Genomic DNA, 16,245 nt, shown 5'->3' on the forward strand with positions numbered 1-16,245 from the left:
TCTAACACTGTTAAATAAAATCCAAAAGGAGTTGTTCTTCATGACCAACAACCAAATCGATCTTTTATTCCGAAAAGCAGAAAATCGGCTATCCGATACTTGGAAATCGGTATACGAGAATAAACAAACTGAACTCATTTCAATGTTCAACGAGTATGGCGATCGTGCGTACAGTGTCTGGATTCAAGACTTCATGGCACACGTTGTTGAACCTTTCCAGCAAGAAGGGTACCAGATTAAAGCTGGTTTTAATCGTCACAATTCGATCGAGAATTGGGGTCCTCCCGAAGAGCGTGAGCGCTGCGCTTGGTACCTCATTCATGATCACGTAGGCACGCCTATCGGTACATTGGTGCTTCAGATTTATCATTCGCATCGTTCCTTTTTCGTGCCGCGGGCACCACAGCTTCTTTTTTTACAAGTCACGGAAAAAATAGATATCCTATCGGCTTTATCCCAAGCCACTACACGTGTGCGATGGGATCGTAAAGAAGTACGTAATCTTTCCCAAGAACCTCACCAGATAACGCAATGGGAATACGCCACGGATGTCTCCTTGGCCGATTGTCTTGGAAAATCAGAATCCGAACATAGCAGCTGGTCACTGGATGAAGCGTTATCCCACTGGGGACGTTATAGTTGGGAACTTATCACTGTTGCACAAGCAGACGGGAAAATGATTGCTTATTTCAAACGTCCTATTCACTCTCCCTAATTTCCGGCGCATTTGACGCGCTAATTTACGATCCATTATTATAGAGAGTGACTACCAAATAACTCATTGAGGTGATCCTATCGTGGCCGTTCAATCGGATAAAATTTTCGTGAATTTACCTGTAAAAGATTTGGACAAGTCGATCGCTTTCTTTACTTCTATGGGGTTCACGTTCAACCCCCAATTTACGGATGAAAATGCAACCTGCATGGTGATCAGTGAACACATCTATGTCATGCTATTGGTCGAGAAATATTTCCAAACGTTTACGAAAAAACAAATATCCGATGCTACGAAAACGACAGAAGTACTCGTTGCTTTAAGCTTCTCTAGTCGTGAAGAAGTCAACGAACTCATCGAAAAGGCTGTAGCGGCTGGAGGTACGCTTTATAGTGACCCTAACGATCTCGGTTTCATGTATCAGCACAGCTTCCAAGATCTTGACGGCCATCAATGGGAATTATTTTGGATGGATCCAAACGCTGCGAATCAATAAGCATACAGTAGGTGGTGGGAGAATCTCACACCTCTTTTTTTTGCCTATTTGTCTTCTGTCTTCTGTCTTCTGCCTATTGCCTATTGCCTATTGCTTTCTACTATCTGTCTATCAGCCTATCTGCCCATTCCCCTATCGCCCTCCAATCGCCTAACATTGACCATGCATATTCTTTGTTTTATACGGCATATTCTTTGAAATACTACGCTTCCTCCTACTCTCTCTAGCAGGATAAGAGTCATCGTTGTATGATAGAAGAGATTACTAATCCTAGAAGATGAGGTTAATGGTGACATCCATGATGAAACTTCGCAGTCCAATCAAGACTTTGCGTGGAAAGATTCTGATCTCTTTGTTTTTCCTGATTATCCTTCCAGTTGTGACCATTCTATACCGGTTCTATAAGTCTTCTGAAGATATTGTACAAATTCAGCTCAACCAATCCAATCAAGCCGCCGTATCCCAGAAAGCCACAGCCATGAACGAGATGGCCGTTCGCATGATCACCGCGTCTAGTCTGATTATTAATGATCCAGAGACGGAGAAATTTCTGAAAGAACCTGCGGATTGGTCCAATAACTACCTCTCCTTCATTAAGCTCACGAGCCTGCAGAAGAAAATGTCCAATGTCAAAGATCTCCTTCTCGATAGTACTACGCAACTTGGGTTATACGACAACAGAGGGTTTACACATACCACATGGTCTGCCGTCACACCAACGAATGTCCAATCCTTCTACAAGGAAAGCTGGTACGAACCAACGCTGCGGCGCAATGGCTTCCCTTACTGGACGGTTCCCTACTCACTTCCTTCATCCAATAATAAACAAGATCTGATCGTCATGACGAGACAAATTAATGGCGAATATACAAGTAACTATGGTGTGTTTTTTATCAGCGTACCGATCCCAGTTTTCTTCTATCCGAACGCCGAGATCCAGCAGCAACAAGCTTCAGGCATAACCTCTGTCCTCGTCGATGAAGACCAGAATCTCTTAATCGGTGATCGTGCGGCTGCAGATTTGTTGGCGAATCATGCCCTTCAGAACGTTCGTACCAATGTAAATGGCATTCAAGAAGTGAAAATCAAAGACCATCTCTATTTTATGAATGACGCTTATGTACCACAGCTAGGTTGGCGGCTAGTCCAATTCATGAATCAGAAGGATTTTGCCACACAGCTTAGTCGGGAAAAAGACAAATCCATCACCTGGGTTGTCGCCTGGTTCCTTCTATTTGCCATCGCCTTCATCATACTCATGCTTCGTGTAACGAGTCCTTTCAAACAATTGGCCAAATCCATGACCAAGGTGGGTAAGGGGGAATTTAATACGCTGGTTACGATAAAAGGGGAAGACGAGATCGCCCTGCTTGGCAATAACTTCAATCGTATGGTGCTGCATCTGCAAGATCTCATATCCGACTTATATGATGAGCAGCGGCGCAAGCAGAAAGCCCAGTTCCAAGCGCTTCAAGCGCAAATTAATCCGCATTTTCTACTCAATACACTCAATTCAATCAAATGGATGGCGCTGCTTTCTGGCGCTGATCATATCAGTGAAATGATTACTAAACTGGGTAAACTGCTAAATTTCACCATGCGGAATGAACAAGAATTTGTCACCTTGCAAGAAGAACTGGACTATTTACAAGTGTACTTATCTCTCCAAGAAATTCGATATCATGATCAAATCACATTTACTTCTCACATTCCGGAAGCGCTGCTTGATTGCGAAGTGTTAAAATTCACGCTGCAGCCTGCCGTGGAGAACAGCATTATTCATGGCAATCGGTTCCCGCTTCTTATCGAGCTTCAAGCTGAAGAAGTTAATGGGAATCTGCATATTGTGATGCAGGATAACGGCGTAGGTATGAGTATGGAGATGATTGAGCAAGTCGAGTCATCCCTGAATCAGCCACACGCAAAGTTCAGCGGCATCGGAATACGCAATGTAAATGAACGAATCAAGCTCCACTTTGGCATGCAGTACGGTATGCAAATTTCAAGTGTGGAGGGCGAAGGCGTCCGACTACTACTGGTGCTGCCTTTGAAAAGGAGGAATACAGATGCTGAGAATTCTGATCGTTGATGATGAAATCCTTGTGCGCATTGGCTTAAAAACGATCATTCCTAGAGATAATGAAGATTTCCAGGTCATAGGCGAAGCTGCTAATGGGTTGGAAGCTTTGAAAATATTAGAATCGCAGGCTTGTGATGTCGTACTTACAGATATTCGGATGCCGGAGATGGACGGGCTTGAATTATTGAAACAGATCCGTGAACGCTGGCCGGCGATCAAATGTCTCATTTTATCCAATCATAACGACTTCAACTATGTACAACAGGCATTACGTCTAGGTGCCATTGAATATGTCACGAAATTAGAAATCAATCCCTCCGAGCTGATGGAGAAGCTAGGCGCAATCCGGGATCAATTACAACTGGAGAAGCAAGGCCAGAATGCGAGAACGCAGCTGGAGCAGAAGGTGAATCAATATAGCAACGAGGTCAAAGAAAAACGGTTGCGCGAGCTCCTCCAAGGCCATGTTTCCCGTGGGGAAATCGAACAAGTATGGCGAGAATTCCAGCTGGAACTATTCACTTCCCCCTTATCAGCGGCGGTGATCCAGATCGATTCTTATGAGGAATTGACGCAAAATAACCGTTTCCAAAGCGATCGTCTTTTGACATACACGGTGAAAAATGTCCTTAATGAGATTCTCAAGAAGTATGGCAATGGCGAGCTAGTTGAGATGGCGGTTGGAAAGTTCTGTGTCCTTACAGGCCAAATTAACGCGAACATGTTAGTCGAAATGCAGAATGCCGTACAGGTTTTCCTGAAAATTTCACTGGCTATCGGTGTGTCTCCTTCCTACGAGGATACATTTGCTCTGCATCAAGCCTATGAAAAAGCAGATCATGCTTTAAGCTACCGATTCTATTACGGGGGCTCCTGCATCGTTTACTATGATCATTTACATGTATCACTTCCCACGCTATCTGAGCCATGGCAGGAAGAGGAATGGATGAAACGTATCGAAGAAGGTGACGAGATCGGCTTACGTGAGAAGATTGCCGCCTGGACCGAGGAGCTTTGCCACAATAAGAATATTCCTCCTGCCTTACTGCGAGAGCAGTGGCTTGGTTTACTTCATATTTTCGCACGCTGTTTGAAGGCGGAAGGCGGCGATATTTACTCCGTTACCCTTCATGAGCAGCAATATCCGTACCATGTCATTCGCAATGCTGAAACTTTACAGGCATTATCCAACTGGTTCATCGGATGGCTGCCCGTCTTTCTAGCGTACAAACGTGAACATGGGAAGGAGAAACTCCGACCGGAGATTCAAATGGTGATCCGTCAAATTATGGAGAAGTATAATTTACCACTTAAGGTAGCTGATTTAGCTAATAACGTTGGTTATACAGAGAATTACTTGAGTATTTTGTTCAAAAAGGAAACGGGCAAAACGATCACCGATTATATAACGAATGTTCGGATGAAAAATGCCCGTGAGCTGCTCAAGAATCCCGATTATAAAATTTTCGAAATTTCTGAGCTTATTGGATATGCCGATCCCAACCATTTCAGCCGAAGCTTTAAGCAAATGGAGGGCATGTACCCGACTGAGTTTCGCAAGCTCATCTTTGGACATCGAACATCGTAGAATAATGCTTACTTCGTAAAGAATACTCCGTGTCTTTTTGGGAACATTTGCATTACGATTTAACTACCAAAAGAAAAGGGGATGAACAAATGAAAAAAATATTAGGCATGGGAGCTTCAATTGCTCTTGCTGTAAGCGTTCTCGTAACCGGCTGCTCCAAAACACCTGAGGCATCACCTTCTGCAGCTGCGTCCGTCGCGCCTGCTGCCACCGCAGCAGCGGCTACACCTACACCTGAAGCACAGAAACCAGTTACCCTTAAATTCTGGGGAGGCGTTCCGCCAGAAAGCGGACCACAAGATGCCGTCGATGCGTGGAATAAAGCGAATCCAAACATTAAAGTAGAATATACGCGTTATGTCAACGACGACCCGGGCAACCTGAAGCTCGAAACAGCCCTGCTCTCTAATACAGATGCACCTGATATTTACATGAACTACGGTGATGCCTATATGACCAAACGCCAAGCTGCTGGCATGGCAGAGCCTTTGGACGATCTTATAGCCAAATCAGGATTTGACGTTGAGGGTATTATCGGAGCGGCTAATATCAAGAAATTCGCAGACGGCAAATATTATTACCTGCCAGCAAATAAGAACTTGGGTGCTGTGCTTTTCAATATGAAAGCGCTAGATGCAGCCGGCGAGAAACTCCCAACCGCCTGGACATGGGACGATTTCAGTGCAATGGCTACCAAACTTAACAAAGGGGCTATGAAGGGTACCATGCTGGATCCAGCTTTGGGTTGGTTCGGGGATACTGTTCTACAAACAGCCAAGCCTCAAGACTGGGTAATCGCTGCAGATGGCACATCCAACTTTAATAGCCCAGCCATGAAGAAAGGCTTGGAAATGCAGAAGAGCTTGGAAGACAAGGGCGTCATGATGAAATATTCCGAAGCTGTAGCTGGCAAAATTACCGTGCAAAATGAACTTTTAACAAGCAAAGCTGCTATGATGGCTTCTCAAATTTACATCATCCGTTATATTAAGGACATCAAGAGCTTCCCGCATGATTTCAAAGTTGCATTCGCTCCTTATCCGCAATTTACGGCAGGCAGCAACATTAATCCAGGTGGCGGTATGGGCGACTATATGTCCATTAATAAAAACAGTAAAAACAAAGAAGCATCCATGAAATTCATCTCTTGGTATTTACAAGAAGGTAATATGTCCATGGTACCAGGCGGCCGTATTCCAACGAATAAAAAAGCAGATGCTGGCAAAATCGCCTCTATCCTCATTGGTGATGCGAAGGATCTGATTGACGAAGCCTCCTTGAAAGCACTGCTAGCTGGCAATTACACATTCCCAACGTCCTACAATGTACCTGTTCCAACTGAACTAAGAGCTATCTTTAAAGATGAGATGGAGAAATATCTGCTTGGCGCTCAACCGCTTGATAAGGCTTTGGATACAATGAAAACGCGTGCGGATACAACGATCAAAGGCGCCAAAAAGTAAGGCAAATTCATTTTCAGTGACTTGGAAACCTCTGGCAGATTCTTGCTGGAGGTTTTTTCAATGAAACTACAGAAAAGATCACGTTCACGCTATGGGAATTCGTTCATTCGCTTGGTAAAGTTACGTTAACACATGAATTCGAAAGGGTGGCTTACGAATGAAACGACATTTCTGGCATAACGCCAAATTCAGGGAAAACCTTGCAGGCTACCTGTTCATTTTGCCCAACTTCTCAGGGTACCTTATCTTTATATTACTGCCGATCTTATTCAGTTTGTACCTCGTATTCGTGGATTGGGAATATCTCAAAGGGTTTGCGGGGATCGAATGGGTTGGCTTTGATAATTTCAAAGCGTTGGGCAGTGATCCGAAATTCGTCAAAGCGCTCAAAAATAATATGGTCTTTACACTAGTCAGCGTTCCAGGCTCTATCATTATAGGACTCCTGTTTGCTGTCGTACTGAACAAGTATGTGTTTTTCAAGCAAACACTGCGAACGCTGATCTTCCTGCCTTATGTCAGCTCGCTCGTCGCTGTATCCGTCATTTGGAGCATTATGTACCGTGCGTCCGATGGTCCGATCAACCAGTTGCTCAAGTCCGTTGGCATTGATCATCCACCAGGCTGGTTGTCGAGCCCAAATTCTGCTCTGTTCGCGATAATCATTATGCAGGTGTGGGTAACGATTGGTTACTCGATGGTCATTTACTTGGCCGGATTGCAAGGGATTTCCAAGGATTTGTACGAGGCTTCCGATATTGATGGGGCTTCGAAAATTCGTCAGTTTTTCCAAATTACTATTCCTATGCTCACGCCAACCACTTTTCTCGTTGCCATTACACTCATTATCGGTTCCTTCCAGATATTCGGACCCGTCAATATTATGACACAGGGTGGTCCTATTGATTCGACGATGGTGTTATCCTATCACATTTACTTACTTGCTTTCCGATTCTACAAAATGGGCTATGCAGCTACCGTCTCTTGGGTGCTATTTGCCATCATCTTCGTCGTCACGATTATTCAATGGCAGAGCCAGAAACGTTGGCAGCAACACTTCTAATAGTAAAGGAGCAACCCCTATGGAAACTATCGCACCTCTTGATGCTACACGTAAAACAACCATTACCACGATCAGAAGGGGCAGCTTCTGGCTTAAGATCCTCCTTACCATCATCTTGGGAGCGATCTCCATCGTTATGATTCTGCCTTTTTTATGGATGATCTCTACCTCTTTCAAAATAAATGGCGAAGTATTCAAATATCCGATCGATTGGATTCCGAATACATGGCATTTTGAGAATTATAAGAAAGTCTGGGCCGGCACAGATCCTTTCTATTTATTCTATTGGAATTCAATCAAAATTACGGGAATCACTGTTGCTGGTAACCTACTTACGAGTGCCATGGCTGGCTATGCTTTTGCCAAAATACGCTTCAAAGGCCGTAACTTCCTATTTCTGCTTTATTTATCAACGATGATGATTCCGGGCCAGGTTTTGCTTGTCCCTCGCTTCATCTTGTTCGATCAGCTGCAGCTGATCAATACACACGCTTCCATTATTTTACCAGGTCTATTTACCGTATTCGGTACCTTCTTGATGCGTCAGTTCTTTATCAGCCTTCCGAATGAACTGCTGGAAGCAGGTCGTGTTGATGGATCGGGCTACTGGCGAACCTTCTGGCAAATTTGTATGCCGTTGATCAAACCTGCACTCGTCACGCTCTTAATTCTCTCTTTTACTTGGCATTGGAACGAATATGAAACCCCGCTCATTATGCTTCGCGAGAAAGCATTGTACACGATTCCTCTTGGCTTAACGAGTTATGTTGAAGAGTTTGGTACGAATTATGTGCTCACCATGGCAGCTTCCGTTTCTGGGCTTGTTCCTCTGCTCATCGTCGTGGTTGTTTGTCAGAAATGGTTCGTAGAGGGAATTGCAAGCTCGGGATTGAAAGGCTAGCCTCACAAAAAGGAATGAATTAAAACTTTCATTCAAATATGAAAAGGCTATTTCTTGTAGAAATTCTACATGAAATAGCCTTGTTTTTTTATTTCGGGTAATAAGAGAATCCCGGATATTTGACGACGGGCCACTTTTCTTTACGCAGCGCATTCAACACCTCTGGTCCGACGTTCAAATTCGTACTAACCAGATCGCGTGGCGTAAGCGCCATCCATTGATTTAACGACACATCCTCAAACCGATCACTCTTGAACATTTCCAAAAACCATAATGATTGCGTACCTGTATTCTGTATATAATGTCCCAATGCAAATGGCACATAACCAACATCACCAGCGCGATAATCGAATGTACGAGCGTTACCGTCCCCAGCGAAAACGGTCATACGTCCCTGTCCAGTGAGGTAGTACTGCCATTCATCGTTATTCGGATGCCAATGCAACTCTCTCATTCCGCCAGGTTCAATCTCAACAAGCGCCGCTGCAATATTTTTGGATATCGGAAAATTAGTAGAGTCTACGATTCTGACGCAGCCGCCCGGCGTTTTGATCGGAGGTTGCGCGAGCAGTCGATGCTTAAAACTAAGCGGAATCGTCCCATAAGGGGACTGTACCTTCTGGCTTTCGATTGGGCCAGGAACCTTGTCTTGATAGATATAGACTTGCTCTTTGGGAATGTTGTTAAAGGCACTCATGGGAACGCCAAAATTGGCGGAAAGTACATCCTTCGGTGTTCGTGAAAACCAATCCGAGATAGAAATTGTATTCAAATCAGAAAAGTTACCATCATCAAAAACAAGCAAGAATTCGCAATGCTCTAGTCCCTGAATGGAGTGCGGAAGTCCTGGCGGGAAGTACCAAAGATCCCCTGGACCTACATCCGCTATAAAATTGCGACCCTCTTGGTCAATCGACGTGATCCGAGCTGAACCTACTATCATATAGGACCATTCGGCTTGTTGATGCCAATGTAACTCGCGAACACCACCAGGCGTCAAACTCATGTTAACACCAGCCAGCGTGGTTGCAATGGGTAATTCCCTAACCGTAACTTCCCGTGACCAGCCTCCAAAATTCAATTTCATCGAAGTATCGGAAAATGAAAATTTCAAATTCGGCAGCAAGCCAGAATCCGTTATTGGAGGAACTAACATATTGGGGTTTTCCATATCCCTCATAACATCTCGGGGGCCCGTATCTATCCCACCAGCTCCATCTGGCCGAATCGGCTGTGGCACATTGCCGTACACGCCCTGATTCCTATTCGGAGTATCCATCGACTGTCTCCTCTCCATTAAGGTGAGTTTTCGTTTTATCTCATCCTACTTGATATATGAGGCTAATTCTGCGTTCATTACTATAGCATCAAATTCCCCTTATAGAATTTCACATATTTCCCATTTAAATTGGCATAATAAACCTGTGCAACCAACAAATTATAGAAGGAAACTTTTTATGGATATACTAAAATTGTTCAGAAAAAGTAAATCATCATCAGCTGCTCCTGCGTCAAACACGATTGTTCTTCCTTCTTCAGGGGAGTCTCCTCTAGCATTAACCCTAGCAGAGAATAGAAAATGGGTAGAACAACAACTCGCCAATTGTTCCGATATTTGCTATCTGCCTAGATATTTTGGCGCGGATTTGCAATACGGAGCACTTGTTGTATATTGCGATTCACTTATAAACGATAAAGAATTGATTTTTCTAAAAGATGTACTCCAAGATCTTGTTTTTCAAGAAGCAGGCTTTGACGCAGCAAACATTGATCTTAAAAGTTTAATCTCATTCGTTGAGAATCATGGTGTCTCTTCTGGGAATGTGACGATTATTGACCAATTGCCAATTGCAGTACAGAACATCCTGCTTGGTCAAGTTGTCATTTTTTTTGATCAATGGAACAAGGCCCTGGGCTTTAATGCGCTTACTTTAGAAACAAGACAAATTAGTGAACCCTCGAATGAACCGGTAGTAAGAGGACCTCAGGAAGCTACTGTGGAGAGTCTGAGAATCAATTTAGGGTTGCTGCGGAACCGTTTGAGAAGCGCCAACTTCAAAATTGAAAAGTTCTTTGCAAGCGGAGAAACTAAGACTGAGATTGCCATCGGTTATTTAGATGGGTTCGTGAATCCAAAAACGTTAACCGAATTTAAAAAACGTTTTGATAAAGCCATACAAGAAGAAATTTTGGAAGTCGCGTATATCGAAGAATTGATTGAGGACTCTACGTACTCCCCTTTTCCACAATATCGACATACGGAACGTACGGATACCGCTGTTGCTGCACTTCTTGATGGGAAAATCATTGTTATCACCTGTGGTTCTCCTTCCATTATGATTTGTCCCGGTCTCTTTATCGAGTTTTTCCAATCAAGTGAGGATTACTACATACGATCCTTGTATTCCTCGCTTATTCGATTGCTTAGAGTAACCGCGTTTATTATGGCTCTTACCTTACCGAGTCTATATATCGCTATCTCAACTTTTCACTCTGAGCTCATTCCCACTGTGTTGCTGTTAGCCATTCTGGATACTCGTGAAGGTATCCCTTTCCCCGCATTCATCGAAGCTTTGTTGATGGAATTTTTCTTTGAAATCATGCGCGAAGCCGGTATCCGTCTTCCTAAACCCGTAGGTTCAGCAGTAAGTATCGTCGGAGCTCTTGTGATTGGGCAAGCTGCCATTGAAGCGAAAATCGCTTCACCCATCATGGTCATCATCGTGGCACTTACAGGAATCGCTTCCTTTTCACTACCCAATTACAATATGGCAATCTCTCTACGCATCTTGCGCTTCCCCCTAATGATTCTTGCTGCAACCATAGGAGGATTCGGTTTCATGATCGGTTTTCTGTTTATTTTTCTTCATTTAGTTAGCCTACGATCTTTAGGACAGCACTATCTGACTCCCTGGGCTCCTCTGAAAATGAGTCAATTGAAAGATGGAATCATACGAGCTCCATTAAAATTTCTCCTCCGCTCACCGCGAAATCGACATCGGCCTAACAGTTACAAAAAGTAACTGCATGACAGGGAAAGAAGGAAATACAACATGAGATGGTTAATGGTGACGACATTATCTGGACTGTTATTATTTTCTTTAACAGGCTGTTGGAACAAAGCCGAACTGGTCGAATATGCCTTTGTACAAGCTGTTTCTGTGGATCTATCCGACAAAGGCAATATCAAATTAACCACTCTTTTCTATAAGCCAAGCGGCAGCAGTGCACTGTCAAAGGGAACAGGTACGAAATCCTCGTTCACGATTAAGACGGAGGGTGAAAATGTTTTTGATGCTATTCGGGATATCACCATTCATTTAGGACGAAAAGCAAAATGGGATCACATGCGTGCCATTCTGGTTAGTGACGAGGTTCTTAAGACACACGAAATAGGCGTGATTCTTGACTTTTTTAGGCGAGATCATGAACCAAGACCTACCAATCTGCTCTTAGTTACAAAAGGGAATGCAGGAGAGTATTTGAATATAGAGCCGTTTATTGAATATACGTTAGGGCAACAATTGCGATCTATGGATGAAGGCTCCTCGCGATTTGCCGCTAAGTCAATGAATCAGAATATCTTGAAAGTTATGATTCAAATGAAAAGCGAAACAGGCGTTGCGGAGATTCCTTACTTATATTTGAATAAAAAACGTGGGAATGTTCCTAATATTGCTGGAGTCGTTTTAATTAACAATCAAAAAATGGCTGAAATTATTCCACCAGATGAATTAAAGGCCTTCCTTTTGCTTAATCATCAATTTAAAGGTGGTATTATCATAACGTCTTGTGAGGGGAACAATGGTGACAGCAACCACTCGCTACAGGAATCATTTGAAGTTGCCAAAGGGAGTACGAAGGTCACCACTTCACTCAAAAATAATATGGTGACCGTGAATATCAAGGCAAAGTTGATCGGGGCAGCTGGGGAGTTAAGTTGTTCTACTATAAACACAGCCAAAGAAGAACTTGACTACAAAACTCGTTTAAGTAACCAAATCAAGAATGAGATACTTACATTAATTCATCATTTACAATCCAAAAAACTAGATGCACTAGGCATTGGCAACATGATCTATGCCAAAAATCCCCGTTTATGGCTCGCATGGAAAGATGACTGGGGAGATCGATTTGCAGACGTTCAATTTCACATCCAAGTTGATGTGACGGTTGCTAACTCAGGAATGAGCGGCGGTAAGCCTCTAACTAAATAAGTAACTGCAATCGTCAACGAGAGGACAAGATTACCTATGATCCTAAAGCTAGTAATTCTATTAATCATATGTGTCCCGTTACTGTTATTCGATATGGTCAACATAAAGAATGAAAAGCCCCGCGCCAAATTTATTTATGCCTTCTTAGTTTTGGTATCGATCTATCTTAGCAGTATTTTCGTTTTTGAATTACGTTGGCCGATCCTCTTTGATGCAGCTGATTTCTTGCTTGGAACACCTGCCCGTCTGATCGTTGAGTTCTTACATGTCACCCCTCAATAACAATAGGAAGTAAGGAAGACTAAGGAAAGGAGGGGGCTATGCAATGAGAATTGGAGTAGAAATTAGTCCGGGCCAAATGTCCGTCTTGTTTTTCATATATTTAACAGGCTCATCTATTATCAACATTCCTCAACCCTTAATTAGCTTTGCCAACAACGGAGCCTGGCTATCGCTTATCCTTTCCTACCTATTAAGCCTTAGCTTTCTTGGTTGTATCTTGTATATGCACGGAAAATATCCTGACTTGACCTTTATTGAATATAGTAAGAAAACCGTTGGTACATGGATGACGATTCTACTCGCTATCCCCTTCATTTCTTTTCAGTTCCACATGGCGACAGGTATAGTCATTGATATTGGCTTATTCATGACCACAACTTTAATGCGAGAGACACCTATCTATGTGTTTAACTCTCTCATATTTTCACTGATTTATGTGACTGTAAGAATGGGAATTGACGTCATGGCACGCATGTTTGTTTTACTTACAGTAATGGTCATGGTTTATGTAATTCTCATATTAGCATTGGCAAGTTTCAATTATCATCCATCTTACCTGCTGCCTTTCATTCCTTTTGGCGTTAAACCTATCTTGCTAGGAAGTTATTTTTCATACGGGTTTCCGTATGTTGAAATCTTTCTTTTCAGCATGATTCTTCCCTTTGTCTCCATAAACCAAAATAAACCACTGAAACGTGGTTTATTTCTAGCTCTTTCTATCAACGCTTTAAGCTTGATTACTGTCACACTATGCACAATAATGACATATGGACCTATCGCTGGCGATCGCAAGTATTCGATGTTTCAGTTAGCTCGAACCATTGAATTTTACGAATTATTTCAACGTATTGAATCACTCATCGGTATTTCATTAATTGTAGCTTCCTATATGAAAGCCACAATCGTTATATTCGCCTTAAATTTGACCTTTACCCACTTGTTTAATTTGCAAAATAGTCGCTTACTCATTTTACCTTTAACATTGATTTGCTGTTTGTTATCTTTTACTACACATGTGAAAGGTGAAGCTTTCTGGGGCAACTTAGTATCCTTTATACATCCATTATTGGGAACCATCGGTTATCTACTTCCTATTACTATTGTGATCCTTATACATGTTGTGAAGCGGAAGAGCAAATCTGCTCTAACCTCAAATGACTAAACACGCTCATCGTAAAATGCTTTCCCTACCCATAAACCCGTACCTCAACCACCTCAGCACACGGGCAGCCATTCGTCGCCTCCACGACAAGTCGCAACCGATCGGTCTTAATGGCTGCCTCCAACTGCAACCTCCTTGTACGTTTGCGGTTGTTCGTTACACGCTGCACTACCGCCCAATCGCCATCGACCCATGCTTCCAATCGGTAGTCCTTCACCAACTCCGGTCTGACTTCATCACTCGTCCTGAACGCGTGAAGATTAATTAAATCCTCATGGACATTATCATTAAAGGTTACTTGTAGATACCTCAGATTCTGGGCTTCATCCCATTGAAGCTCAAGCCACTCTTCTTTGGCTGGCGACATCGGCTCTGACATCCATTGATGTGGGGCGCCATACGGCCGCAGATAGCCATTCGTCACCTTTTCCACTGAGAATGCTTTCGTCTCTGATGTGAGTCGGAAGCAGATTGGCTTGCGATCCACGCCATTTTTCATACTCCATTGAACAACTGGCTGATCCGGTTGATGATTCTCTAGCTTCGGATCCACAATCGGCTTCGTTCCTCGTACAAAAGCAATAGTTCCTGTGTGCTGCTGATCGGAATGATATACCACCACATGTTCATTGGCTTTGATAATGACGAAAGCATTCTGCGTCTCGTCTGGCTCCCAATCCAGTGGAAAGCTGATCCACTGCTGTTCCCCTGCATTCGCAGCTCTCTCCGTCTGCTGGATCACCACCTTCGGCACATAATTCTCCGCCCGGCCCGTATCCCACAGTTCCACTTGAATCGTCGTTGCTTCACTTACATCAACCAGCAGCTCAAAGCCCTTCAGCTGTGGTTCCACAGGGAATAACACCGCTACATCGTCGATCAATCGCCTTGGCTCCACAGCATGGGAAACACTCAGTTGTGTTAACGAAGAGGAAGCCTTCAACCTGGCCAGCCGTCCAAGATCGTGCTCATCCTCATTCCGAATACCAATCAACGCGGCATCTTGTCTTAGCAGCACCTGCTGGAGCTCCTTATTATGCTTCTGATACAGCTCACGCGGTGTCACTTGTTTCTGAACGCATAGCGCCGCACCCGTTCCTGCGGCCTCCCCAATAACTGCGCAAGTCGCCATGACGCGTGTCGTGCCGAAAGCCACATGGGATGCGCTTATATTACGCCCAGCCATCAGCATGTTGGATACATTCACGGAGTATAAGCTGCGAAACGGAATATGATAGATGCCATCCGCATGCAAATGCTTCGAACCGCTCTCGATTGAATACATCCCCTGGGGCGGGTGCAAATCAATGGACCAACCGCCGAAGGCGACGGTGTCCTCGAACCTCGTCTGAGCCAGAATGTCATTCTGGTTCAGCATGTAATCCCCGATGAAACGGCGGTATTCTCTTTTGCCTGGTAAAGCCCCTACCCATTCTAGCGTCATATTCGCTGAATCAAATTGACCTGAATTTTTGATAAAATCCCAAATCCCATAAATAACCGACCATAATTCGTCCCGAATACGCTCGTTCTCATGTACAGTATCTAGCTCGCCGCCCCACTCAATCCACCAATAATGACAGCCCGAATCGCCGCTACGAATCACACGTTTGATAGGGATCGAAGTCGTTGTAATGTCTTTGGCGAAGCTCGGCGGATGGTATTTAACCGGGTGGCCCACGTCTTTGGTATAAAATAAAATTGTACTCCCGAGTGTAATGTCATCTGCGATCTCTGGCGCCCACTCCTCCTGAAACTCTTCTCGTGCTTCACGGCCGATACGAAATTTGGCCCCTGCCAAGAATCCTATCTGGCCATCCCCCGTACAATCTAGAAACACTGCGCTCTCGAATTGAATACGCCGCTCCGAGCCCATCATCCATCCTGTAACCGAGCGAATGATCCGATTATTCTCATCCCCATCCGCTTCCACCTCATGCACATCGGTATTAAGGAATAACTGTATATTCGCTTCAGCGCGTACAGCTTCCAGCACGATGAGATCCCAAAGATACGGATTTCCGTCAGGATTCTGGTACTGATTCTCTACAAACAGCTCTCCCATAATGCCTGTTTCACGTGCGTAGCGATTAATACCATGCGCCGTTGCACCACAAACCCACACACGGACCTCACTTGACGAATTCCCTCCGAGTACGGGCCGATTTTGAATTAGTGCCACCGTCTGACCTAACCTCGCAGCAGCTATAGCTGCACACACGCCTGAAAGACCGCCACCGATGACTGTAATATCTTTTTTTACCCATTCTTCTCTCAT

General features: G+C 43.9%; 13 protein-coding genes. 11 read left to right on the plus strand and 2 right to left on the minus strand.

Annotated features, from left to right (window positions below):
• Positions 1–40: 40 nt before the first annotated feature.
• The 7 genes from ASL11_RS16745 to ASL11_RS16775 all read left to right on the plus strand — a co-directional run bounded on the left by ASL11_RS16745 (position 41) and on the right by ASL11_RS16775 (position 8,306).
• Positions 41–715: a DUF6022 family protein gene (locus ASL11_RS16745; RefSeq protein ID WP_056616586.1), complete on the plus strand. Its 675-nt coding sequence runs from the start codon at positions 41–43 to the stop codon at positions 713–715.
• A gap of 82 nt (positions 716–797) precedes the next feature.
• A complete protein-coding gene (locus ASL11_RS16750; RefSeq protein WP_056616588.1) occupies positions 798–1,211 on the plus strand; it encodes a VOC family protein in 414 nt (137 codons plus the stop codon).
• A 286-nt stretch (positions 1,212–1,497) separates the two neighbouring features.
• Positions 1,498–3,300: a sensor histidine kinase gene (locus ASL11_RS16755; RefSeq protein ID WP_056616591.1), complete on the plus strand. Its 1,803-nt coding sequence runs from the start codon at positions 1,498–1,500 to the stop codon at positions 3,298–3,300.
• Entirely contained in the window at positions 3,278–4,879 is a 1,602-nt protein-coding gene (locus ASL11_RS16760; RefSeq protein ID WP_056616598.1) for a response regulator, read from the plus strand. The genes ASL11_RS16755 and ASL11_RS16760 overlap by 23 nt, the downstream gene beginning before the upstream one ends.
• 89 nt (positions 4,880–4,968) lie before the next feature.
• Entirely contained in the window at positions 4,969–6,342 is a 1,374-nt protein-coding gene (locus tag ASL11_RS16765; protein ID WP_056616601.1) for an ABC transporter substrate-binding protein, read from the plus strand.
• Between the two features lie 157 nt (positions 6,343–6,499).
• A complete protein-coding gene (locus tag ASL11_RS16770; protein WP_056616606.1) occupies positions 6,500–7,405 on the plus strand; it encodes a carbohydrate ABC transporter permease in 906 nt (301 codons plus the stop codon).
• A 19-nt stretch (positions 7,406–7,424) separates the two neighbouring features.
• Positions 7,425–8,306, plus strand: coding sequence for a carbohydrate ABC transporter permease (locus tag ASL11_RS16775; RefSeq protein ID WP_063795586.1), 882 nt, complete (start codon positions 7,425–7,427; stop codon positions 8,304–8,306).
• Positions 8,307–8,394: 88 nt separating this feature from the next.
• Here ASL11_RS16775 and ASL11_RS16780 read toward each other — a convergent pair whose 3' ends face one another.
• Positions 8,395–9,585 carry an oxalate decarboxylase family bicupin gene (locus ASL11_RS16780; RefSeq protein ID WP_056616611.1) on the minus strand — a complete coding sequence of 397 codons (1,191 nt, stop codon included), beginning with the start codon at positions 9,583–9,585 and terminating at the stop codon, positions 8,395–8,397.
• 178 nt (positions 9,586–9,763) lie between these two features.
• Between ASL11_RS16780 and ASL11_RS16785 the strand changes: the two genes are divergently transcribed.
• Genes ASL11_RS16785 through ASL11_RS16800 form a run of 4 tightly spaced genes read left to right on the plus strand, consistent with a single transcriptional unit; the run spans position 9,764 to position 13,967 of the window.
• Positions 9,764–11,329, plus strand: a complete 1,566-nt coding sequence (locus ASL11_RS16785; RefSeq protein ID WP_082595508.1) for a spore germination protein — start codon at positions 9,764–9,766, stop codon at positions 11,327–11,329.
• 30 nt (positions 11,330–11,359) lie between these two features.
• Positions 11,360–12,523: a Ger(x)C family spore germination protein gene (locus ASL11_RS16790; RefSeq protein ID WP_056616614.1), complete on the plus strand. Its 1,164-nt coding sequence runs from the start codon at positions 11,360–11,362 to the stop codon at positions 12,521–12,523.
• Positions 12,524–12,559: 36 nt separating this feature from the next.
• Positions 12,560–12,805, plus strand: a complete 246-nt coding sequence (locus ASL11_RS16795; RefSeq protein ID WP_056616617.1) for a hypothetical protein — start codon at positions 12,560–12,562, stop codon at positions 12,803–12,805.
• 43 nt (positions 12,806–12,848) lie between these two features.
• Positions 12,849–13,967 (plus strand): GerAB/ArcD/ProY family transporter, encoded by a 1,119-nt coding sequence (locus ASL11_RS16800; RefSeq protein ID WP_056616619.1) that lies wholly within the window; start codon positions 12,849–12,851, stop codon positions 13,965–13,967.
• Positions 13,968–13,992: 25 nt separating this feature from the next.
• Here ASL11_RS16800 and ASL11_RS16805 read toward each other — a convergent pair whose 3' ends face one another.
• A complete protein-coding gene (locus ASL11_RS16805) occupies positions 13,993–16,245 on the minus strand; it encodes an FAD-dependent oxidoreductase (protein ID WP_056616622.1) in 2,253 nt (750 codons plus the stop codon).

It is taken from the genome of Paenibacillus sp. Soil750, assembly GCF_001428045.1.
GTDB lineage: Bacteria > Bacillota > Bacilli > Paenibacillales > NBRC-103111 > Paenibacillus_E > Paenibacillus_E allorhizoplanae.